The following is a 21287-nucleotide window of genomic DNA, read 5'->3' as shown; positions in this document are numbered from 1 at the left end:
ACAAGTCGAACACGTGTTCGCAATGCGAACCGATGTGTCGTCGAATCACGGACCGGCCCGCGGAACGCTCCCTACGACGAGGGTTGCGAGCGGTGTCGTGCCCGAGGGGCGCAAGTGCGGGTTACCTTCACGAATAAACACAGCTGATTGATAGCAACCCGTGGTCCAATCGATCCATGCACAAAATCGCCTTGTCGCCGGCCAAGCGCACCCTGGCCGGCGCCGTGATAGTCGCCTTGGCCGCGACCCTCGGCACCATCGTCCACACGACGGACGTCACCGCGGGGGACACCAAGATCCTCGACGAATTCATCGAGAACCGCACGCCGGCCTTCACGGCATGGATGACCATGGTCACCAACGCCTTCAGCCCGGTCGGCACGATCGCGATCTCGGTCGTCGTTGCCCTGGTGTTGTGGTGGCGCACCGGAATGTGGAAGTCGGCGGCTTACGTTTTCTGCTCGGTGGCGGCCTCGGCCCTCGTCACCTACCTGCTCAAACTGCTCTTCCAACGCGCCCGGCCACCGGTCATGGACCATCTGGTCAACGAGGTGGACTTCAGCTTCCCCTCCGGCCACGCGACGGGCACCGCGGCCCTGGCCTTCGCGGCGGCATGGGTAATCTCCCACGAGCTACAGCGACGGGCGCGGTCCATATCGCTGACCTGGGGAATCGCGGCGTTCGTGGTGGCCGTGGTCTGTGGATCGCGGCTCTACCTGGGCGTGCACTGGTTCACCGACACCCTGGCCGGAACCTTGATTGGCCTCGGGATGGCCCTCGCCCTCACCGCCGTGGTGGAGGTGAACCGGGGCAGGAGGGATTCCGCTGGGCGTCGGCTCAGCACCCGCCGAGCCTCCCGTCGACACCAAGGACCCGAAACACGCGACCACGGCGCACCCACGCCTCAATTCCGGGCAGCCACGGCGCCATTGAGGAACGTCGCGAACGACGTCCAGGCCGCGTAGGGAGCCAGGAGCACGCCCCGCTCTGGGGAAGACTTCCAGGCCCTGCGCACCAGATCGGCCGAACTCGCCGCAAGTAGCGCGGCCCACGCCGTGGACAACCGGGGCCTCTTCGAGCGGAAGAACAGCCCGCACCAGCCCGCGTTGAGCGCGAGGTTCACGCCCAAGGCAAGCGCCGACGACCTCACCGCACGGTGGCTCCCCTGCTCGCGCTGATCGGCCATGACCAGGGACTCCACCACGGCGATATCCGCGTACAGACCGCTCCACACCACCGGGAACACCGCGGCCGGCGGCTGCCACGACGGCAGATCCAACCTCCGGTACCAGGGATTGTCGGGCTGGACCAGCAGGGAACCCACGATGCCGCAAGTGACCACCGCACCGCCCACCACGGCCGCCGTCCGTCGCCACCGCCGAGGGTCGATCCCCCGGAGCGCCTCGCCCAGGGCCGTATCGAAACTCTGCAATCCGCCCGCCGGGGTCCCGACGGCCGCCTCGAGGTCGCGCTCCTTGAGCTCCGTATGGTGCAGAAGGCTACCGATCAAAGGCTGACTCAGGGTCCTCGATACCGGCGTCACCAGGGACACCCAATACGATGCCAGCCGCGGCGTGGTGACCGGTGCGGTGGCGACCCATCGCGGCGGCAACCCCGCGACCCGGGCGTAGGCCTTCATCATCTCGGCGTATTCCATGGTGTCGGGGCTGCCGGCGTCGAATTCTCGGTTGGTGCCGACCGGAAGATCGGCGGCGGACGCCAAGAAATAGACGGCGTCTCGGACCGAGATAGGGGTGATGCGGTGACGAATCCATCGAGGGGCGATGGCGCCGGGGAGACGCTCCGAGAGGTGGCGCAACATCTCGAAGGACGAGGAGCCCTCGCCGATCACGACGCCGGCCTGCAAGACCGCGGTGGGCACCCGCGATGCCATGAGGACCTCGCCGACCTCGACGCGCGAGGCCAGATGCTCCGAGAGCGACTCCCCCTCCGGATGGAGGCCGCCGAGATACACGATCCGCCCCACGTCGCCCTCTTCGGCCGCATGGGCGAAAGCCTTCGCCATCCGTACCTCTTCCGCGCGAAAGTCGGACGTCTCCGACATCGAATGGATGAGATACCAGGCGACGTCGACCCCGGAAAGGGCCGCCCGGAGGTCTTCGGCGGCGGAGGCATCTCCCTCGTAGACCTCAACCTGACCGGCGTCGGCCCTCGCGCCCCGCGGAACGATCTGATCACCCCACGGCATCGATTCGGCCTTCCCGCGGTCACGGGACAAGGTGCGCACCGCCCAACCCCGACGCAGCAGTTCGGCCGTCACCTCGCCCCCGATGTACCCCGTGGCCCCGGTGACCAGCGCCCGTCGAGCAGATTCGTTATCCGTGTTCATGCCGCATCCTCTCTCGACCCGTTATCGCCAGTCTTGCACGCCCGAACGGCCTCGTGGCAGGGATCCCCGTGAAAGACTGTCGATATGGCATCCGCCGCTCGCAAGCTCAAGCCGTCCCACGCCCGGGTGATGACGCGCGTCGCTCTTCCGGCCCTTCTGGGATTCTTGGGACTGTTCGTCTCGGCGAGGGCGCCGCACGGCTCCGGCACGTTCTACGCCGCGACCCTATTCACCGCCGCCGTCTATCTGGCGTCCTGGTGGCGGTGGGGCGATCGCCGGGCCTTTTCCCCTCCCCGACCGGGTCGCGAGGCCCTCCGGGGGATCGCCATCGGCGCTGGCCTTCTGGCCCTGTTTGTACTCGGCGCTTTCTTGCTCAGATACTTCCCGTTCATGACCGGGTCGGTTCACGAACTCCTGGATAATGCTCGCGTCGGCCCGCTGGCCATGACCTTGCTGACCACAACCGTCAACGGCCTGGGCGAAGAGATGTTCTTCCGCGACGTCGTCCGCCGCACCATCCCCCGTCAGCGGGCCGTGGGCCTCATCCTGTATCTGGCGGTCACCGCGGCGATGGGTGTACCGCTGCTCCTGCTCGCCGCGCTGATCGTGGGCGGCGCCGCGCAATACGAAGCGCGGCGCTCCGCCCACCTGATCTCCCCGCTGCTTCTCCACCTCACGTGGAGCATCGGGATGCTCTTCGCGCTGCCGCCTATTTTGACGACGGGGTGAAGATCACCGAGTTATCGGGGTTCTGCACGGCCTGGCCACCCTGGAAGTTCTGGATCCACTTGCCGTTGCTCTGCCAGGAGCCCGACGTCGGGTATCCCCAGTCGCCGTTTTCCCATCCCTTCGCGGCCCATACGTTGTAGATTCCGCCCCACTGAATCTTCTGAGCGCCGCTCGCCGGGGACCAGTAGATCTTGCCGCCGTCGAAGTCCTGGTACACGCCGTTCTGGGCCGTCAGGGAAATCTCGTCCGAGGCCGGGAAGCCCAGTCCTCCACGCTCGCGGCCGAATTCGCGCCACACCCCGTTGATCCCGCCGTTGGTCAGCACCGCGCTTGCCCTGACCTTGCCGGGATTCCAGATCAGCGACTGGGGCACGCCATTGGCGGACTCGAATTTTTGTTCCGCACCGTTTTTGGACATCGGGGTTTCGTTCCCGACCGCCGCCCCGAGACGGCCCCGGGCCGCCCCCGAGTTCACGTAGTAGACGTTGAAGCCGCCGCGCACCTCGCTGGTCGGCGTCTTGGTCGACCAGGTCACGGTTCCCCGTGAGAAGGTCTGGGAGCACGATTGGCCGGTGTCGGAGCAGGTCTCCGGGGAGACCGGGGCGCCCAGGCGCGAGATGTTTCGCTCCCAGTAGCTCCCGATGCCCCCGGTGGTCAGCACCGGCACGACGCCGGTGGAAGGCGACCACGTCAGCCAGTACCACTGGCCGGTCGCGCGGTTGTAGGTCTTCACACGCTGGCCGGACTGGTAGGGCTCTTCCTGGGTCATGGGCCGGCCATATTGGGAGTCCGGGCCGCCGTTCTGTTTGTAGAACGAGAGAATTCCGCCGTTCTTGACCGCAATGGCCGCTACCCCGTCGGACCAGTACATGGTCCCGCCGTCAAAGTCCTGGTACTTGATGCCGCTGGCCGATGTGGCCTCGGCGGCGGTCGCCGGACCCATCACCGCCTTGACCTCGGGGTCTTGGTAGGCGCTCGCGATGGCGCCGTGCACGGGGTAGTTCTCTGCGGCCTGGGCCGGGGCGGTCAACGTCCCGAGGGATAGGGCGGAGACGGCCAAGGCCGTCAGCAGGGCGGTGTTGGTGCGTTTGCGCATGGGGATCCTCTGTGATTCTTGAGTGCGAGTTTTTCCGGATCAGGAATGATCACAGAATAATCTATGCCACGGCATATCGTTTCCGCCTTCATGACACCAAGATTTCAATATCCTTCAAAAACACCAAGGCACGCGAAACATCCACTGGCGAGTCAAACACAACGCTGCGAAGCGAAAATCCCGTGAAACTAAAGGGTTTTTAGTTTCATTTTTCGCAAGGCCCTAGCCCACCGGGCCGAAAGCCTCGCGACCTACCCCAGTCGACGAGGCCGGCGCCGCGGAACCGCCGCCGTCCAGCGACGACGACGGTTCCGCGGTCACTCGGCGGGAGGCGCCTACGCCAACACCGTCTCCGTCAAGACGCGCCCATCGCTCAAGGTGGCCCGAACCTCGGCCCTCGCGAAGGGGGCACGCGGGGTCCCGCCCTCGAACGGAACCTGGGTCATCCCCTGATAGGTCACGTTGTACTGGCCCGACCAGCCGGTCGAGAAATTCCGGCAGCCACCGGGCGCCCCGGTATATCGGTTCTGGAGTCTATTCCGGCGCGCGGACCATTGATACTCCAATTTCCATCCCGGGGAGACCGAGCCGTCGCTCCACTGCGTGGGGATGCCGTCTGGCGGATTAGACAACGTCACGAAGGGATCAAATCCGCTATTGATGGCCGGATATCGATCGGAAACGTTGTAGTTCTGATCCTGATCGGTGGTCTTGTTCATCCAGGAATCGCGGTAATCCTGCGGCCGGAAACCACCCGTCTGTCCGCTGAAGGTCGCGGCCCTATTAGCCGGAGACAGCACGCCCGGCCCTTCGGAATGCTGGCCTTGACGTCGCTGAACGAAGATATCGATCACAATAGAACTGACGGTGACGCCCGCCGGGAGATTGTAAATGCTCACCGACCCGGCCCCGGTCTGCAAGACCTGCGTGGTTCGGCCCTGTCCTTCGTGACGACGGTACCGTTGGCCCCAGTGATATCGGATATCCCCGTTATAGGAGATCGTTGGAATGCACGCGGAACTTGCCGCATACGCGGAAACTGACGTGGTTGCGGCGATCAGCGGAACGGACCAGGCCGCCCCGCGCGCCACCGAACGTCGACTCAACCCCTGGGGGAGATGGGAAAATGTATTCATGTTTTTGCTCTTTGAAAATTAGATATATTAATTAGACGATAAAATCAATCCCAGCAAAAACCAGACATAAATAATCCTCCATGGTGCTACTGTAAAAATAATCAACAAAGCACGACACCGCCTTGACGGTGTCGTGCTTGATATTTTACTCAAAACTATAAGTAGCTACAATGGGGCGCTTTTAGCCGCCCTGAGGAAGCGTCACGATACGTCGTTCCTTGTCAGAGCCCATCGCGGATAACCCGGGGGCCCACGACGGGGCAGAACGCGGCGAAAAAGTAGGACGCGTCACTCGAGCGATCCGCCCGAGGGGTCCCTTCCCTATCCGTGGGCCTCCGGGAGGGAGCTGCCCGATCCTGAGTTGCCATCCCCGACGGTGGCCCCCGGCGGGATCTCCGCCTCGGCCCCTTGGTCATCCCCGGAGTCCTCCCCGGCAGTGCGCCTCGTGGAGCGGAAGGCCTTGAAACTCGCCCAGATGACGGCCGACACCGGCACCGAGAGCAGGGCGCCGGCCACACCGCCTTGATGAGCACCGATGGCCAAGGCGCTGATGATCACGATGCCGTGGAGGCTCAAGGCCGACCCCATGACCTTGGGTTGCAGGATGTGGTGCTCCACCTGATTCACGAGCACGACGACGCACACCAACACGATCGCCGCGACCGGTCCGGCCGCCACGAGGGCCACCAGCGCCGCGGCGATGCCGGTCACCAGGGCACCGACGATCGGGATGAATGCGCTCAGGAAGATCATGGCCGCCAAGGGGAAAGCCAGCGGAACGTGCATCACGAGCATCGCGATGAGGTCCACGATGGCCGCGAAACCCGCGATGATCACGGTTCCGCGAATGTATCGTCCCAGGACGTGGACGCTGGCGTGACCCGCGGCGTCGATGCGGTGGGTCAATCGTTCCGGGACGAATCCCAAGATGAACCGCCACATCCGGGGGCCGTCCAACAGGAAGAAGAACAGCATCACGATCATGAGCAGGGCGCCCGTGATCAGCTCGGTGACCACGGTGAATCCTTCGACGGCGCTCGTGCTGGCGTCGTGCGTCTGAAGATAGCTCGTGGCCTTGTGGAGGTATTCCTGAATGTGGGTGTTATCCAGCGGGATGCCCCATCCCTCCAGGATCGTGAACAGCTTGTCCACGCCCTGCTGGGCCTGCACGGCCAGGTCGGACCACTCGTAAATGACCGTCATGACCACCGAGGAGATGACCGCCGCGAGAGCCAGGATGATCGCCAACAAAGCGGTGATCGCGGCCCAGACCCGGCTGAAGCGGGCCCGACGCAGCATCCGGATGATGGGGTGCATCGCGCTGGCGATGATCAGGGCCAGCAATAGGGGGAGCGTCACGAGCCTGAGCGTGACGATCAACCAGATCCCCAGCGCGACCGTCCCCGCGAGGATGAGGATCTGAAGGCCACGAATCGCGGCCCTGCCGAAGGAATCCTTCCACAGGTGCTTCGGCAACGGGGACGCGATGTCGGCGGCGGTCTCGACCCCGCCCCGTGGCTTCTCGACCTCGCGAGAATCTGTTGCCATGGTCTGCCCCTATTCGTCCGGTGATCAGTCAAGTCATGCGGCACGGCCGGGACGGCGTACCAGTGGGTTCAATACTACGAGAACCGGACCCACACGATCGCGAGACCTGCTGAATCGACGAATGTTGCGGCCCTCACCGCCGGTATTGCGCTCCCCGGTGATCCGGTGCGAGGTGCGGTCCCTGTCCGCCGAGCCGCTCACGGAGCGTCAGCCCGGGTTCGGATTCCTCGAGCAGCCCCCTCCGCCGAAGCTCGGGTGAGACCAGACGGGCAAACCTTTCCAGATCCGCCGGCCGGACCGCCGCGGAGAGGTTGAACCCGTCCACGTCGGCCTCCGTGATCCATCGTTCCAGCTCGTCGGCCACGGTCTCCGGCGATCCCACGATGACCGGGCCACGGCCCCCGATCGCCACGAATTCGGCCAGGTCGCGGACGGTCCAGGTGCGGTTCGGGGAAAGGGTCGTGAAGCTCGCGAGCGCGGACTGGTTGGCCTCGGTGGCCACGTGCGTGAGCTCGGAGTCCGGGTCGACCCCGGACAGGTCCACGCCGGTCCAGCCGCCGAAGAGGGCCAGGGCCGCGTCGGTGTCCACGAGGGCTTTGTACTCGTCGAGGCGACGTTCGGCGAGTTCGTCGCTCTCCGCGACGACGACGGTTGCGAGGCTGAACAGGGAGATCGCGTCCCGCGGCCGGCCCTGCTCTTCGAGTTGGTCCCGGACGGAGGCCGTCCAGCCTCGGACCAGTTCCGGGGTGCCACCGGAGAAGAAGATCGCCTCGGCGTGGTCGATCGCGAATTTCTGGCCCCGCGGCGAGGCGCCGGCTTGGAAGAGGAACGGCGTGCCCTGCGGACCCGGGTGCGCGAGCGCGGCGCCGGGGATCGAAAAGAATTTTCCCTCGTGGTGGATGGGCCGGACCTTCTCCGGGTCCACGAACACGTTGGCCTCGGGGTCGGCCCGCACCGCGCCGTCGTCGAAGGATCCCTCGAACAGCTTGTACATGACCTCCAGGTATTCGTCGGCCCGGTCGTACCGCTCGTCGTGCGGAATCTGCCCTTCCATTCCGAGGTTCTTCGCCGCCGAGTCTTGGTAGCTCGTCACGATGTTCCAGGCAATCCGCCCCTGCGTGAAGTGGTCCAGGGTGCTCAACGTTCGCGCCAGCAGGTACGGCTGTTCGTAGCTGACCGAGGCGGTCACCCCGAAGCCCAGGGTCGTCGTTGCCTGAGCCATCGCGGTGACGACGACGAGCGGATCCAGCAGCGGGTACTGCACGCCGCCGCGGGCCGTCGCGTCGGCGTTACCACCGTAAACGTCATATACCCCGGGAATATCCGCGAGGAACAGCGAGACGAAACCGCCCTCTTCCAGGGTCCGGGCCAGATCGGTCCAATAGGTCAGCCGGTCGAATTCGGCCGCGCGCGACTCCGGGTGCCGCCAGAGCCCGGGGCTCTGGTGCACGGGAACGAGCATGTCGAAGGCGTTGATCTTGATCGGGCGGGTCATGCTGACTCCTGATTCCGCGTCCGGGGAGAACGCTGACGGGTGGGGTCCACGGCCAAGAGGGCGGCGATCACGGAAAGGACCACGAGGACGGAAAGATAGGCGGTGATGAGCCACGGGGTCTGGCCGCCCCAGGCGTAGAGAAGGGTCGCGGTGAAGGGCATGAGGCCTCCGCCGATGAGCGTGCCGAGCTGGTACCCCATGCTGACGCCGGAATAGCGCACCTCAACCGGAAATTGCTCGGCAAACCACGCGGCTTGCGGGCCGTAGACGACGTCGTGGGCGAACACGAGCCCGATCACGATGATGACCGGCAGGATCGCGGTATTGCCCGAGTCGGCGGCCAGGAAGATGGCCCAGCCGAAGACGCCGATGCCCAGGTACCCGATGATCGAGACGGGTCGCCGTCCCACCTTGTCCGAAACCCAACCCCAGAAGGGTCCCGACACAAGGCCGATGGCCGAGGCGATCATGACGGCGGTCAGCACCGATCCCGATCCGCCCTGGGTCTGCTTGAGGTAGGTCAGCAGATACACCGTGACCAGGTAATAGATGCCGTTCTGCGCGACCCGCAGGAAAGTGGTCACCGCGAGGGCGCGCGGGTGCCGGGCAATCATCTGCCGCACCGGTGCCTGTTCGACCGCGCCGCTTCCCTTGAGTTGGCGAAATTCCTGGGCGTCCGTGACCCCGAGCCGGATCCACAGGGCCACGATGACGAAAACCCCCGAGGCCAGGAACGGCAGGCGCCAACCGAAGGTCGCGAACTGCTCCTCGGTGCATAGCGCCTGAACGATCCCGTAGAGGCCGGTGGCCAGCAGCATCCCTCCGGCCGAACCGATCTGAGTGAAGGATCCGAAGAACCCCCGCAAACCGCTCGGGGCGTGCTCGACGCTCAGCAGGGCAGAGCCTCCCCATTCGGCACCCGCGGAGAGCCCCTGAACGATGCGCAGCGCGACGAGCCCGATGGGAGCCCAGATGCCGATCGACTCGTAGTTGGGCAGAACACCGATGAGGAAGGACGAGATGCCCATCGCGAGCAGCGAGACCACGAGCAGGGCCTTGCGCCCCACACGGTCGCCGATATGGCCCGCGATAACGCCGCCGACGGGCCGCGCGAGGACCCCGACCGCCAACGTTCCGAAGGACGCCAGGAGGCTAATAAACGGCGTAGACCCGTGGAAAAACTGGGTGTTGAAGATGATCGCCGAGGCGATCCCGTAGAGGTAGAAGTCGTACCACTCGAGGGTTGTCCCGGCGAACGCGCTGCCGAGCACGCGGATCGGCCGGCTGCGCTGGGGCTCGACCCGTTCGGTCGGCGTCGGGGTTGCGGTTTGGGTGGTCACGACGTGCGGACCGCGCTTCGGGAGTCGGCGTTCGTCGATTCCGCGGGTGCCTCAGGCCGTTGGGCGGATCCCGCGGTGGCATCGCCGATCGCGTTGAGGCCGACGGGGAGGGTCCCGTTGATCCAATAGTCGCCGACGGCGCGCGCACGGAACGCGATGGGGTTGTGCGTCGCGATCGTCTGAGCATTGCGCCAATGCCGGTCCGTCCCCTTGGTGCGCAGGGTCGCGGAGGCTCCCCCGGTCAGGAAGATCTCTTGGGCCGCACCGATCGCCAGCTCCGGGACGGTGATCTGCGCGTGCTCGACCGCGATTTCGGACCAAGAGAGCTCCTGCGGAATGCGGGCGACGAAGTCCGGGTACTCCAAGAATTCCCACGACGTCGCGCCTGCGGCTTCGGCGGCCGCCAATCCATCGTCCAGGGCACGGGCCGCCTGGAGCACCGTGGCCTCGGCGGTGAAGGCCTTCGCGGCGATCCGGCCGGTGGCCTCCTGGATGAGGGGGTCCTCGCGGAATGGCAGCCCCGAACCGGTGTTGTAGGTTCGCGCCCGGCGCGCGACCGAGGCCGCCGAGTCTCTCCGGGCGGCCCGCGCGATCCCGGCAAGCACCGCGAGCAGCACGAGCTGGAAGAACGCCGCCTCGTGGATGGTCTCCGGCGAACCGGATACGCGATCGATCAGGCCCGATTCCTCGACGCGAACGTTGTCGAAGGTCGTGGTGCCGGTTCCGGTCAGGCGCTGCCCGAAGCCGTCCCAGTCGTCGACGACCGTGACCCCCTCGGCGTCGATCGGGACGATCGCAAAGCGGCGCCCGTCGGCGTCGTCCCCCTCCTGCGAGGCCGAGACCCGGGTGTAGTCGGAGAAAATCGTTGCGGTCGTGTAGAACTTCTCGCCGTTGAGCCGCCAGCCATCAGATTCACGCGTCAGCTTGGTGTTCAGGGAACCGAGCGCATTGCTACCGCGCTCGGTCGACGCGTTACCCACCGTCTGACCAGCCACGACGCGGGGGAACCACACGGCCTGGACATCGCGCGGCTGGAAGCGCATGGCCTCGACGAACCCGAAGTGGGAGCGGTACACGTGCGCCACGTTCGAATCCGCTTCCGCCAGGTCGATGAGCAGCCGGGTGAAGGTCTCGATGCTCACGCCTGGCCCGCCCCATTCTGTGGGCACGCGCAACGTGCTGAACCCGGCCTCCTCCAAAGCGCGGAACTCCTCGAACGGGAGGTCTCGTTCAAGGTCGCGGTTCAGCGACCCTTGGGCGATGCGCTCGAAGTGGGGCCGGAAGTGCTCGGCCAATGCGGAGTATTCGCTCGGTAACGACCTGGACAGGTTCTCTGACATGGAAATTCTCGATTCATCGCGGAAGCACGTTGACATCGAGGCTAAGAGAAATCCGCGGCACCGCGGAAGGCTGTGTCCTGGCGTTTCACCGTGACGCCGCGTGTCCGCGGTGCGCCGTCACATGGGCACATGTGTCGTCATCGGCCGCCGTATGACGCGATGGGATCGTTCGTTCCTCCGGGGGCCGTCCGGCATTCCCAGCGCGGCACCGATCCCCCGTAGTCCCTGATCGGCAATTCCAAGGTTCTGCCGTCCCGCATCATCGGCGGGGGCGGGAGTGTGGCCGTTCCACGGGAGGTCGCGACCTCGACGAGGACCGGCGCGAACGTCTGAAGGCGGTCCTCGGGTTCCCGCGTGCCCCAGGACAACAGCCTGCGCGCCGCCCCGAGGAGGCTGGCCCGCACGCAACCACCTCGACGTCGTTCGAGCAGTCCCATGATCTCGGTGGCCAGGCGCAGCCCGGTCGAATGGTCGAGGGCCTGGACGGGCAGGGCGCCCGGCTCGTCCTCCGTCCCGCACACCGTGGCGATCCCGGTGGCCGCCTGAACCACGGAATCGAATCCGATGCTGCGCCCCATGGGGCCGGTCTCGCCCCAGGCGGAGAGCGAGCCGACGATCTTGCTCGGGTCCGCCTCGAGGATCTGCTCCGGCTCGAGCCCGTAGGGCTCCAAACTGCCCGGTCGGTAGCCGTGGAGCACCACGTCCGCGCCGGGCAAGAGGACGTCGGCGAGGAGGTCTGCGTGATGCGCGAGGTCCAGCTCGACGGATCGTTTTCCCATGCCGTTGGAGACATATTGGGCGAGCAATTCCGCCCGCCGCGGGGGATCCACCCGCAGGACCTCGGCGCCGAGGCACGCGAGGAGCTGCGAACACGTGGGACCGGCGATCACCCGTGTCAGGTCGAGCACCCGCACCCCGGCCAGCGGCGCCTCGTCGGCGGTGAGGCCCGGCCGGTCCCCCGTTTCGGAGACGGAAACCCACGGTTGATCCCTGGTCACGACGTCGTGCGGGTCCAGCGCCCATTCTTCGGGCGTGTTCACCGGGGTCGCCACGCCACCCTGGGCGCGAATTCTGCCCACCGCCTGTCGGGTAGTCTGCCACCTCAAGCGCGTGGTGAGTTCGCCACGATCCTCGGTGCCGAAGGCCCGCAGGATGGCGGACGCGTGATGCGGATAGTTGGCGTGCATCCGGATCCACCCGTCCTTGGTGGCGTGGAAGCCGGACAGTGAGGACCACGTGGAAACCGGCCGACCGTCCAGGTGAAGGAGGTTCACGGCGTCGTAGGCCGACGCGACCAGAACGGGTTCCGTGGAATATACGGCCTCGCTACCGCGGGATCGGGAGAGCCGCTGAGCGGCATCCGTGGCGTCCGTCGCCGCGGACCAAGCGAGCCTTTCCACCTGCAATGGCGTTCTCCACCATCGCTCCCAGTGATCAATGCGCCCCATGGGGGCCTCCAATGAGTAGTCCTTGTCCCTTCATTATCGACCCGCCGCCACGGAAGGTCTAGGAATGTTCCCCGCCGACCAGGGAAATCACTCATACTTTGAAGCATGGAAGCACAACAGGCACCTCAACCGGGCGGCCCGCCACCGTCGCGACTGCTCCAGAGCAATACCTTGGTCATGCAGCAGGTCACCGGGTTCATGTCCAACGACTTCGACATCCTGGACGCGAACGGCGCGGCCTTGGCGACCGTGAGCACGACCAACGACGCCGGCCCGCGGTGGCTCGTCGGGAGCCGCTCCTTCACGGTGGTGGACGCGAACGGCCAATTCCTCATGGGCATTACCGACCCCATGGATTTCATGAGGGACACCTACCAACTCGCCGATCCCGGGGGGAACCAGTTCGCGCTGGTGCGAAAACGGTTCACGTTCATGGCGCTGCGAGCGACCATCGTGATCGCCGGGGCCTCGACGATCACGTTGGCGGGCAAGCCTTTCTCGATGGAGTTCCTAGCCGACGTTGCGGGCGTCGAGATCGCGCGCGCCACCCGCCAATGGGCAGGGCTCGGTCGCGGCCTGCTGGGCCACAGCCGCTACGCGCTGGAGATTCGCCCGGACGTCACGCCGATCGACCGTCTGGGCCTGATCGGCGGGATGGTCGCGATGGATCTGATGCGCCACAAGCAGTCCCAGGGCAACTGACGACCAGATAAAGACGGCCACCGTATATCACTCGTCATCTCCCCGACCGCGCGATTCTCCACCGCGCCCGGCGGCGCCGTAGATGGTGCCCATCATGGCCTACGCCACTTCTTCCTGCCAGGATGGAACCGGAATCGACTAGTGAAAGGCTCTGCACGTGCGAACCAGATCACTCAACATCGCGATCATCCTGTTCATCGCCCTCATTTTCCTGTTCTTTTATCTGCTCAAGAACGGGATCGTGGAAGGGATGCTGGTCTCCGCGGGGATTCTTGTCTGCTTCCTGGGAATATCGGCCTGCGTGGTCCTCGGCGCCATGAAACGAATCTCCGCTCGGCGCGGGCCTACTCCGGGAGCTGAACGACCTGACCGGCGTAGGTGAAGCCTCCGCCGAATCCGAGGAGAAGGGCCATGCCGCCGCGCGGGAGGTCGCCTCGGTGCCAATACTTGGACAGGCCCAGCGGCACGCTGGCCGCGGAGGTGTTTCCAGACATCACCACGTCCTGGATCAGGACCTGCTCGTCGGTCACCTTGAGGGCCTTCGCCAGGGGTTCGATCAGACGAAGATTCGCCTGGTGGAATGCGAAGACGTCGATATCCTGCACGGTCAGGCCGGCAGCATCCAGCACCTTCTTGGCCTGCTTGGCGGCGTCGGTGAAGGCCCAGCGCATGACCTGACGCCCGTCTTGATCAAAGGTTTCGGGCTGGCCGTGAATGACCACGGCATCCGCCATGGCCGGCACGGAACCCCACAGGGTCTGGCTGACCTTGGGTTCATCGGATTTCTGCAACACGACGGCGCCCGCACCGTCGGCAGTCAAGATGCACGTGCGGCGGTCCGTCCAGTCGGTCACCTTACTGAGGGTCTCGGAGCCTATCACCAGGGCGCTTTCCGCCGACCCCGCCCGGATCGCCTGATCGGCCATGCCGACCGCGTACTCGAATCCGGAGCAGGCCGTGTTGATGTCCACGATGGCGGGGGACGTGAAGCCCAAGCGCTGGCTCACGCGGCCCGCGGTGTTGGGGCTGCGATCCGTAGAGGTCGTGCTCGCGACGATGACCATGTCGACGTCGTCCAGGCCCGCATCCTTGATAGCCATACGGGCCGCGGCGACGGCCATGTCGGCCACCGTTTCGTCCTCCGCCGCGATGTGACGCTCGACGATCCCCGTCCGGGACTGAATCCATTCGTCGTTCGTGTCGACCATCTCGGCGATGTCGAAATTCGTCAGGATCTTCTCGGGCTGATAGTGCCCCAATCCGGAGATCCGGGAACCGTGTTGCGTGGAATTCTGTGCGATGGGCATGCCCCCGATCTTACTGCGTCGAGGCCCCGGGTGAAGAAAACCCGGGGCCTCGAGGCGGCTCCGACTACGCCATCTTCTGCGCGATGCGGTCGATCAACCCCGCGGCATTGCGCCGCGTCCGCTCGGCGCGGTCCTCCGGCGTGAGCGTCTCTTCCATCTGACGAATACCCGCGGGACGCTTGGTGCCCCACGTGTAATCGGTGCACCGAAGATCGGCACAGATATAGGTGCCCACCGAGTTGTAGTGGTCCTTGGAGGACTTGGTGCTCTGGATCGAATACATCGAAACCCCGCTTCCGGGGTGCAAGGTCATGCAGAGCTGACACATTTGGGCCCCACCCTTGGTCTTCTGCGTGTTCTTCTGCAAGACGATGCCCCGCAGGCCGGCCTCGGTCTCGACGACGATGTACCCGCTCTGCGGGGCCTTCGGGTCGATCCACCCGAGGAAAATCTCCCGTTCCCAGTCGATGTCCGCGAGGTCGTGGGGGAGATTCAGGCGCTTGGCGGCGCCTTTGGTGCAGTTAAAGAAGCTCTTGCGGATCTCTGATTCTGAATGCTGCTGCATAACGATAAGCCTTCGTGACGTCATGAATGAGGGCATAGTTCACGGGCCGGTCCGCCTTCTCGGGCGGCCGGCCGGGGCAGGGCTATCTAGTGTCGACGGTCAAACCGCCGGCAACCTCCTGACGCCCGCGGGCGTTGTCGTTCATGCACGTCACACGACCATTGTGACACCCGGGTCAACCCGGGGGGGGGAGTTAGCGGGCCGGGCGCCACGGGGCCGGGCGCCTCTTCCGCTCCGGATTCTCCTCGTGGTTCTTCTCGAAGGCCCGGACCCACGGCAGGAGGAGCACGTAGACGAGATGAACGATGACCGCCTGCAGAAATGCGTAGACCATGGACTCGACAATGAGAGAATATCCGAGCGTATAAATAGCAATGGAAATGGCGTTTGACGCTATCTTGCCAAGAATTCTATGGCGGGCATAAGTATTCACCATGCGTTCCACGGGATTATCGATCACATAGGCAACGCAGAAGATCACGACGGACAGCAGGGCGGCCGAAACGGGGCCCACCTGCGTTGACATACCGGCGATCCAGGGCAGTAGCCCAACGATCACGGTCGGCAACGCGAGAAGCACGACCAGGGCCACAATGGCACCCGAATATCTCAAGACTTCCCTCATCCGCAGCATATCCACGACAATTCTCTCCTTATGCTCCGCCGGATCGTCCCGATGATCCGTGACCCCCAATCTACTGGGCACAGAAGAGTGGGTAAATGATTCCTCCATTTCTTGATCAAATCGTGATCTCCCACCAAAGAAAGGGAGGTCGACGCCGCCGCGGGGAGACACGCCCGTCGCAAGCAGCCCGCCACGCATAGGCCACCAATATTACTTTCCGTTTCAAGTAAATGAGCAGAGGCGGACGCCCCTCTTTTGGACCCGCCACCCTCACTGACGGATGACCTGCGACGACGCTCACTGGATTAGCCTTCTCGGACTCTGCTAGCTTCGAGAGCGACCGATTCGCTATGGATAGGCTTACCTAAAATTGACTGTAGTAAACACCATGATGACGGGACACCGTGCCCTTTTGGGCACACATTCTGCCTCTGAATATCGTGACCTCGTCACCGACATGGCCGACCGGGTTGCCCGCCGGTTCGAGACCGCGGCGGCCCCCGCCACGGGCACGCCGATCGACGAGCTCCAACGGCGGGTCGACGCGCTGGACCTCGACGGCGAGCCGGTCGGCGGGTCGGGAGCCGTCGAGGAGATCGACTCCCTCTTCCTCCGCGAAGCGGTGTGGTTCCACCACCCCGACTACCTCGCCCACCTCAACTGCCCGGTCGACATCAACGCCGTCGCCGCGGAAACCGCCCTGGCCTCGGTGAACACCTCTGTTGACACCTACGACCAGTCCCGCATCGCGACCCTCATCGAGCGTCGGATGCTCGCCTGGACCGCCGAAAAGATCGGTTTCACCCACGGTGACGGAATCTTCACGTCGGGCGGCACCCAGTCGAATTTCCAGGCGCTGTTCCTGGCGCGACAGGCCGCCCTTCGCGGTTTTCACGGCGCCGAACGCACGGATCGTCAGTCTCGTCTGGTCGTCATGACCAGTGCGGAGAGCCACTTCAGCGTCGCCAAGTCGGCGCTGCTCCTGGGATTGACCGAAGACGCCGTGGTGACCGTCGCGTCGGATGACGAGGGCCGCATGGACATCGAGTCCCTCGAAATCCGCCTCACCAGCGCATTGGCCGAGGGCAAAATCCCGATGGCCATCAGCGCGACGGCGGGCACCACGGACCGCGGCATGATCGACCCCCTCCCCCGTATCGCCGACATCGCCGACCGGGAGGGCATCTGGTTCCACGCCGACGCCGCCTACGGTGGAGCCCTGCTGGTCTCCCCCACGCGCCGGGACCTCCTGAACGGCATCGAGCGGGCCCGGAGCGTGACGATCGACTTCCACAAGGGCTTCTTCCAGCCGCTGTCCTCGTCTTCCCTGATCCTGCGGGACGCCCAGGACTTCCATCTCGGCACCTGGTACGCCGACTACCTCAATCCCGAGGAATCCGACGAGCCCAACCAGGTAGACAAGTCTCTCCAGACCTCCCGGCGATTCGACGCGTTAAAGCTCTTCGCGACCCTGCGCGGCGCGGGTTCATCGGCGATCGGTGAGGCCATCGACAGCGTGATCGACCTGGCCCACCAGGCCCACGACGTCCTGCGGGCCCACGTTTCCCTGCGTCTGCTCTCGGACAGCGATCTGTCGACCGTGATCTTCCGCTGGCAGCCCGACGGCGTGACCGACGCCGAGGCGGATGCCCTGGTCGCCCCGATCCGCCAGCACTTCCAGGAGTCCGGCCGGCTTTTGATCGCCAAGACCGTGATCCAGGGAAGGCCGGCCCTCAAGCTGACCCTGCTAAACCCCGAGGTCACGGTCGAACACCTGACCCACCGATTCGACATCATCGCCGAGTTGGCCGCCGACCTGCACGCCCACGGAGCCTCGGCCGTCAATCCAGCCCAAACCCCGATCGCCCACACCGCCCAGGAGGCCCGCTCATGACTCAGGTATCGCCGGAAAACCACGTGTATGACCTGGTGGGCATCGGTATCGGCCCGTTCAACCTGGGGTTGGCGTGCCTTGCGGAACCGCTCGAGGACGTCGACGCCATTTTCCTCGACGAGACCGACGGCTTCGCCTGGCATCACGGCATGATGTTCAACGACGCCACGATCCAGGTTCCCTTCCTGGCCGACATGGTCTCGATGGCCGACCCCACCTCGCCGTATTCGTTCCTGAATTGGCTCAAGCAGACCGGGCGGCTGTACTCGTTCTATATCCGCGAGGACTTCCACCCCCTTCGCCGCGAGTACGACGCGTACTGCCGCTGGGCGGCGTCCCAATTGCCGAGTCTCAGGTGGCAGCATCGCGTCGAGTCGGTCGAGTACCTCGAGTCGGAGGACCTCTTCCTCGTCACCTCGCTGTCGACCCAAGGCGTGGAGAAGCACCTCGCCCGGCACGTGGTCACCGGCATCGGGACCGGCCCGCGTGTGCCCGAGGTCTTCGCCGGCCTCGAGGGGGCGCGGCATTCCTCTCGGTATCTGCACGAGAGGGAAGAGCTCATCGGCGCGGAGTCGATCGCGGTCATCGGCAGCGGTCAGTCGGCCGCCGAGATCTACCTCGATCTGCTCACCGCCCAGAAGGAGCACGGGTACCAGCTGGACTGGATCACCCGTTCGCCTCGCTTCTTCCCCATGGAAGACACCAAGCTGACCTTGGAGATGACCTCCCCGGAATACGTCCGCCACTTCCACTCCCTCCCGGAAGCCATGCGCGACCGCCTCGGCCGGGAACAGCGCGGGCTGTATAAGGGCATCAGCATGACCACGATCGACGACGTCTACGAGGCCCTGTACCGGGAGTCCTTCGAACGCGATCTGCCGACCACCCTGCTGACCAACACGGCGGTCGTCGGCGCCGAACGATCGGCGGACGGGACCGAGACCACGCTGTCCCTCCGCCACGAAGAACTGGGCACGACGACCCAGCGGAGCGCCCAGCAGATCGTCCTGGCGACCGGTTACGCCCCGCGGAACCCCGAGTTCCTTCGACCCGTCGAGGGCATGATCCGCAGGGACGAGGCCGGGCGCTTCGACGTCGACCTGGAATTCCACATCGACACCCTCGGTGGACGCCTGTTCGTTCAGAACGCCGAGGAGCACACGCACGGCCTGACGGCGCCCGACCTCGGCATGGGGGCGTGGCGTAACGCCACGATCCTGAAGAACATCACCGGTCGCGAGGTCTACCCCATCGAGCACGACATCGCGTTCCAGAAATTCGGCACCGCCCCGGCCACGGAGGAGATCAAGTGACCACCAGTATCCACGCCCATCGCAGAAGCTCGGCCGGGCCCGGGCAGCAGACCCACGACCTTTCGGTCCGCGCTGCGGATCCCGCGACCGACGCGGGCTTTCTGACGAGTTGGCTCACCGACCCCGCCTCCCACTACTGGGAGATGCTGGAGACCACGGTCGAGAAGACCTCCGGGTACCTCGCCGAGATCATCGCCGACGACGCCCAGGACGCCTGGATCATCAGCGAGCGCGGCGAGCCGATCGCCTACGCGGAGACCTACGATCCCGCCCGCATCCTCCTGACGGACGTCTTCGACGCCGAGCCCGGGGACCTGGGGATGCACCTGCTCATCGCCCCCGCCCCCTCGGAGGCCGGAGCGCGCAAGAGCGGGTTGACCAGCGCCGTCATGCGGCGGGTCGTTGACCTGTGCGTCGACGAACTGGGCGCCCGGCGCGTGGTCGTCGAGCCGGATTCTCGGAACGAAGCCATCGCGCGGAAGAATCGCGAGGTGGGCTTCCGTTTTCTGCGCGAGGTCGATCTGCCCGGAAAGGTTGCTTCCCTCAGCATCCTGGACGCGGACAACGCTGGACGTCCCGTGCCCGCCGATCCCGCACCGCACCTGGGCCCGGAGGACATGGAACCGGCCCAGCGGCACGTCGTCGCGAAGGCGATCCAGGAGTTCAACCACGAGCACCTGATCGAATCGACGCGAGTCGCCGAGGGACTGTGGCAGACCGCGGCCCCCGACGGATCGGTGTACCGGTACCGCGCGGAGGTGCTGAGGCTCAACCACTGGGTGATCGACGAGGAATCCCTCGTCCGCCTGGATGCCGCGACCTCCACGCCCTTGCCCTTGGACGCCCAGGAGTTCATCGCGCAGATCCACGAGCAGCTCGGGATCCCGGACAAGCTCCTCGGCACGTATCTGGAGGAGCTCGCCTCGACGTTGGCCAGCGCGGCCTTCAAGAATCACCGCGGCGGGCCCAGCTCCCGGCAACTCGCGCGCGGTCGTCGGGACGGCGACATCGCGGCCGACTTCCAACAGGTCGAGTCCGCGATGACCGAGGGTCACCCCTGTTTCGTGGCGACCAACGGGCGCATCGGCTTCGGCCTCGAGGATTTCAGGAACTACGCACCCGAGGCCGGGAATCGATTCCACTACGTGTGGGTCGCGGCCCTCAAGGAACACGCGGTCCTCGAGGTCTCCGAATCCAGCACCCCCGAGGAGCACTGGGCCGACGAGCTGTCCGAGGAGACCCGCGACCGGTTCACCGAGCGCTTGAACGCCCTGGGCCTGAACCCGGCGGACTACGTGTGGATTCCGGTGCACCCGTGGCAGTTCCAGCACCGGGTGGCGATCAGCTTTGCCCCGGACATCGCCGCGCGGCGGCTCGTGGTCCTGGGCGAATCCGAGGACCGGTACCAGCCCCAGCAATCGATCCGCACGGCCTTCAATCGTGACCACCCCGAGCGTTCCTACATCAAGACCGCCCTGTCCATTCAGAACATGGGTTTCCTGCGTGGTCTGTCCCCCGCGTATATGCGCGCGACGCCCGCGATCAATGACTGGGTCGCGGATCTGGTGCGCGGCGATTCCCGCCTGCAAGCGGCGAACTTCGACGTCCTGCGCGAGCACGCGTCGGTCGGCTACACGGGGGATGCCTACCATCACTCCGAAACCAAGTCCGACCAGCAGAAAATGCTCGCCGCCCTGTGGCGCGAGAGCCCGCTGGACAAGCTGGCCGAGGGAGAGCGCATCATCACCATGGCGTCGTTGCTGCACCGGGACCCTCACGGGCGTCCGGTCGTCGCGGAGCTGATCGAGGCCTCGGGCTTGGATGCGTTCACGTGGATCCGCGAATACCTCGAGGCGTACCTGATCCCGGTGCTCCACTGCCTGGAAGCGCACGACCTGGCGTTCATGCCGCACGGCGAGAACCTGATCCTTCGGGTGCGCGAGGGCCGGGTCACCGGCGCGTTCATGAAGGACATCGGCGAGGAAGCGGCCATCATCGGCGACCGCGAGCTCCCGGAGGAAATCTCCCGGATGCGCCACGTGATCGACGACGCCGAGGCCGCCCAGCTGATCTTCACGGACGTCTTCGGTGGCGTCCTGAGGCACCTGGTCGGGATTCTTCACGGTGAGGGGATTCTGGATCAGGACTCGTTCTGGCGCGTGGTGCGTGAGGTGATCGACGCGTACCGGGCTGAGGGTCTCCCCCGGCGGCGCGCGCTGGACCTGGACGTTCCGGGGTACCCGCACTCGTGCCTCAACCGATTGCAACTGCGGAACACCCTGGAGATGGTGGACCTGCAGGACGCGTCGGGGTCGTTGATCTATACGGGGACTTTGCAGAACCCGATCGCGAACGGCTAAGGGGCGAGAAAGGGGGTAGCGCTCACCAATGGTTGAGCG

At 65.4% G+C, this 21287-nt stretch carries 18 protein-coding genes; 7 read left to right on the top strand and 11 right to left on the bottom strand.

The genetic code is table 11. The annotated features are described in order from the left end of the window. The first annotated feature begins 176 nt into the window (after positions 1-176). Positions 177-965 (top strand): phosphatase PAP2 family protein, encoded by a 789-nt coding sequence (locus CURSPS6_RS12080; RefSeq protein WP_051688008.1) that lies wholly within the window; start codon positions 177-179, stop codon positions 963-965. Here the strand turns inward: CURSPS6_RS12080 and CURSPS6_RS12075 are convergent. After that, positions 905-2350 carry a tryptophan-rich sensory protein gene (locus tag CURSPS6_RS12075; RefSeq protein WP_030016561.1) on the bottom strand — a complete coding sequence of 482 codons (1446 nt, stop codon included), beginning with the start codon at positions 2348-2350 and terminating at the stop codon, positions 905-907. The genes CURSPS6_RS12080 and CURSPS6_RS12075 overlap by 61 nt on opposite strands. An 84-nt stretch (positions 2351-2434) precedes the next feature. Here CURSPS6_RS12075 and CURSPS6_RS12070 point away from each other — a divergent pair, with 84 nt between their 5' ends. Continuing rightward, a complete protein-coding gene (locus CURSPS6_RS12070; protein ID WP_051688007.1) occupies positions 2435-3079 on the top strand; it encodes a type II CAAX prenyl endopeptidase Rce1 family protein in 645 nt (214 codons plus the stop codon). Here CURSPS6_RS12070 and CURSPS6_RS12065 read toward each other — a convergent pair. From CURSPS6_RS12065 to CURSPS6_RS12035, 7 genes are all read right to left on the bottom strand, one after another. Continuing rightward, positions 3060-4175 carry an LGFP repeat-containing protein gene (locus tag CURSPS6_RS12065; protein ID WP_030016558.1) on the bottom strand — a complete coding sequence of 372 codons (1116 nt, stop codon included), beginning with the start codon at positions 4173-4175 and terminating at the stop codon, positions 3060-3062. The two genes, CURSPS6_RS12070 and CURSPS6_RS12065, sit on opposite strands and share 20 nt — an antisense overlap. A gap of 335 nt (positions 4176-4510) precedes the next feature. After that, positions 4511-5311: a hypothetical protein gene (locus CURSPS6_RS12060; protein WP_152978156.1), complete on the bottom strand. Its 801-nt coding sequence runs from the start codon at positions 5309-5311 to the stop codon at positions 4511-4513. Positions 5312-5632: 321 nt separating this feature from the next. Continuing rightward, positions 5633-6859 carry an AI-2E family transporter gene (locus CURSPS6_RS12055; RefSeq protein WP_051688006.1) on the bottom strand — a complete coding sequence of 409 codons (1227 nt, stop codon included), beginning with the start codon at positions 6857-6859 and terminating at the stop codon, positions 5633-5635. A 133-nt stretch (positions 6860-6992) separates the two neighbouring features. Beyond that, on the bottom strand, positions 6993-8354 hold the full coding sequence (locus CURSPS6_RS12050) for an LLM class flavin-dependent oxidoreductase (RefSeq protein WP_030016552.1): 1362 nt from the start codon (positions 8352-8354) through the stop codon (positions 6993-6995). Beyond that, on the bottom strand, positions 8351-9694 hold the full coding sequence (locus CURSPS6_RS12045) for an MFS transporter (protein WP_051688005.1): 1344 nt from the start codon (positions 9692-9694) through the stop codon (positions 8351-8353). Before CURSPS6_RS12045 ends, CURSPS6_RS12050 begins: the two co-directional genes overlap by 4 nt. Next, the gene (locus CURSPS6_RS12040) at positions 9691-11034 is read right to left on the bottom strand and encodes an acyl-CoA dehydrogenase family protein (RefSeq protein WP_235503775.1); all 1344 of its coding nucleotides are present in this window, start codon (positions 11032-11034) and stop codon (positions 9691-9693) included. The genes CURSPS6_RS12045 and CURSPS6_RS12040 overlap by 4 nt, the downstream gene beginning before the upstream one ends. 137 nt (positions 11035-11171) lie before the next feature. Next, positions 11172-12482 (bottom strand): CoA transferase, encoded by a 1311-nt coding sequence (locus CURSPS6_RS12035; RefSeq protein WP_051688003.1) that lies wholly within the window; start codon positions 12480-12482, stop codon positions 11172-11174. 105 nt (positions 12483-12587) lie between these two features. Between CURSPS6_RS12035 and CURSPS6_RS12030 the strand changes: the two genes are divergently transcribed. Then, positions 12588-13184: an LURP-one-related/scramblase family protein gene (locus CURSPS6_RS12030; protein WP_051688002.1), complete on the top strand. Its 597-nt coding sequence runs from the start codon at positions 12588-12590 to the stop codon at positions 13182-13184. Between the two features lie 157 nt (positions 13185-13341). Continuing rightward, positions 13342-13566: a hypothetical protein gene (locus CURSPS6_RS12600; RefSeq protein ID WP_152978155.1), complete on the top strand. Its 225-nt coding sequence runs from the start codon at positions 13342-13344 to the stop codon at positions 13564-13566. On the opposite strand, the gene CURSPS6_RS12025 is transcribed toward CURSPS6_RS12600, so the two are convergent. From CURSPS6_RS12025 to CURSPS6_RS12015, 3 genes are all read right to left on the bottom strand, one after another. Beyond that, positions 13529-14491 (bottom strand): beta-ketoacyl-ACP synthase III, encoded by a 963-nt coding sequence (locus CURSPS6_RS12025; RefSeq protein WP_030016541.1) that lies wholly within the window; start codon positions 14489-14491, stop codon positions 13529-13531. The two genes, CURSPS6_RS12600 and CURSPS6_RS12025, sit on opposite strands and share 38 nt — an antisense overlap. 64 nt (positions 14492-14555) lie before the next feature. Next, positions 14556-15056 (bottom strand): FBP domain-containing protein, encoded by a 501-nt coding sequence (locus CURSPS6_RS12020; RefSeq protein WP_030016539.1) that lies wholly within the window; start codon positions 15054-15056, stop codon positions 14556-14558. Positions 15057-15249: 193 nt separating this feature from the next. Continuing rightward, the gene (locus CURSPS6_RS12015; RefSeq protein WP_035811305.1) at positions 15250-15696 is read right to left on the bottom strand and encodes a hypothetical protein; all 447 of its coding nucleotides are present in this window, start codon (positions 15694-15696) and stop codon (positions 15250-15252) included. 355 nt (positions 15697-16051) lie between these two features. On the opposite strand from CURSPS6_RS12015, the gene CURSPS6_RS12010 reads away from it, so the two are divergent. The 3 genes from CURSPS6_RS12010 to CURSPS6_RS12000 are packed head-to-tail and all read left to right on the top strand — an operon-like array spanning position 16052 to position 21248. Further along, positions 16052-17575: a pyridoxal phosphate-dependent decarboxylase family protein gene (locus CURSPS6_RS12010; RefSeq protein ID WP_235503774.1), complete on the top strand. Its 1524-nt coding sequence runs from the start codon at positions 16052-16054 to the stop codon at positions 17573-17575. After that, positions 17572-18888 carry a lysine N(6)-hydroxylase/L-ornithine N(5)-oxygenase family protein gene (locus tag CURSPS6_RS12005; protein ID WP_030016533.1) on the top strand — a complete coding sequence of 439 codons (1317 nt, stop codon included), beginning with the start codon at positions 17572-17574 and terminating at the stop codon, positions 18886-18888. The genes CURSPS6_RS12010 and CURSPS6_RS12005 overlap by 4 nt, the downstream gene beginning before the upstream one ends. Beyond that, complete coding sequence (locus CURSPS6_RS12000) at positions 18885-21248, top strand: GNAT family N-acetyltransferase (protein ID WP_051688000.1); 2364 nt, start codon at positions 18885-18887, stop codon at positions 21246-21248. Before CURSPS6_RS12005 ends, CURSPS6_RS12000 begins: the two co-directional genes overlap by 4 nt. Positions 21249-21287 lie beyond the last annotated feature (39 nt).

The sequence above is a fragment of the Curtobacterium sp. S6 genome (genome assembly GCF_000710345.2).
Taxonomy (GTDB): Bacteria; Actinomycetota; Actinomycetes; order Actinomycetales; family Micrococcaceae; genus Rothia.
The sequence above is the reverse complement of the archived record's forward strand: the minus strand, read 5'-3'. Positions and strand labels throughout refer to the sequence as shown.

Bases quoted from the DNA above. Each gene is read 5' to 3' on its own strand.
- CURSPS6_RS12080 (WP_051688008.1), top strand. From the start codon at position 177: ATGCACAAAATCGCCTTGTCGCCGGCCAAGCGCACCCTGGCCGGCGCC.
- CURSPS6_RS12075 (WP_030016561.1), bottom strand. From the start codon at position 2,350: ATGAACACGGATAACGAATCTGCTCGACGGGCGCTGGTCACCGGGGCC.
- CURSPS6_RS12070 (WP_051688007.1), top strand. From the start codon at position 2,435: ATGGCATCCGCCGCTCGCAAGCTCAAGCCGTCCCACGCCCGGGTGATG.
- CURSPS6_RS12065 (WP_030016558.1), bottom strand. From the start codon at position 4,175: ATGCGCAAACGCACCAACACCGCCCTGCTGACGGCCTTGGCCGTCTCC.
- CURSPS6_RS12060 (WP_152978156.1), bottom strand. From the start codon at position 5,311: ATGAATACATTTTCCCATCTCCCCCAGGGGTTGAGTCGACGTTCGGTG.
- CURSPS6_RS12055 (WP_051688006.1), bottom strand. From the start codon at position 6,859: ATGGCAACAGATTCTCGCGAGGTCGAGAAGCCACGGGGCGGGGTCGAG.
- CURSPS6_RS12050 (WP_030016552.1), bottom strand. From the start codon at position 8,354: ATGACCCGCCCGATCAAGATCAACGCCTTCGACATGCTCGTTCCCGTG.
- CURSPS6_RS12040 (WP_235503775.1), bottom strand. From the start codon at position 11,034: ATGTCAGAGAACCTGTCCAGGTCGTTACCGAGCGAATACTCCGCATTG.
- CURSPS6_RS12035 (WP_051688003.1), bottom strand. From the start codon at position 12,482: ATGGGGCGCATTGATCACTGGGAGCGATGGTGGAGAACGCCATTGCAG.
- CURSPS6_RS12030 (WP_051688002.1), top strand. From the start codon at position 12,588: ATGGAAGCACAACAGGCACCTCAACCGGGCGGCCCGCCACCGTCGCGA.
- CURSPS6_RS12025 (WP_030016541.1), bottom strand. From the start codon at position 14,491: ATGCCCATCGCACAGAATTCCACGCAACACGGTTCCCGGATCTCCGGA.
- CURSPS6_RS12020 (WP_030016539.1), bottom strand. From the start codon at position 15,056: ATGCAGCAGCATTCAGAATCAGAGATCCGCAAGAGCTTCTTTAACTGC.
- CURSPS6_RS12005 (WP_030016533.1), top strand. From the start codon at position 17,572: ATGACTCAGGTATCGCCGGAAAACCACGTGTATGACCTGGTGGGCATC.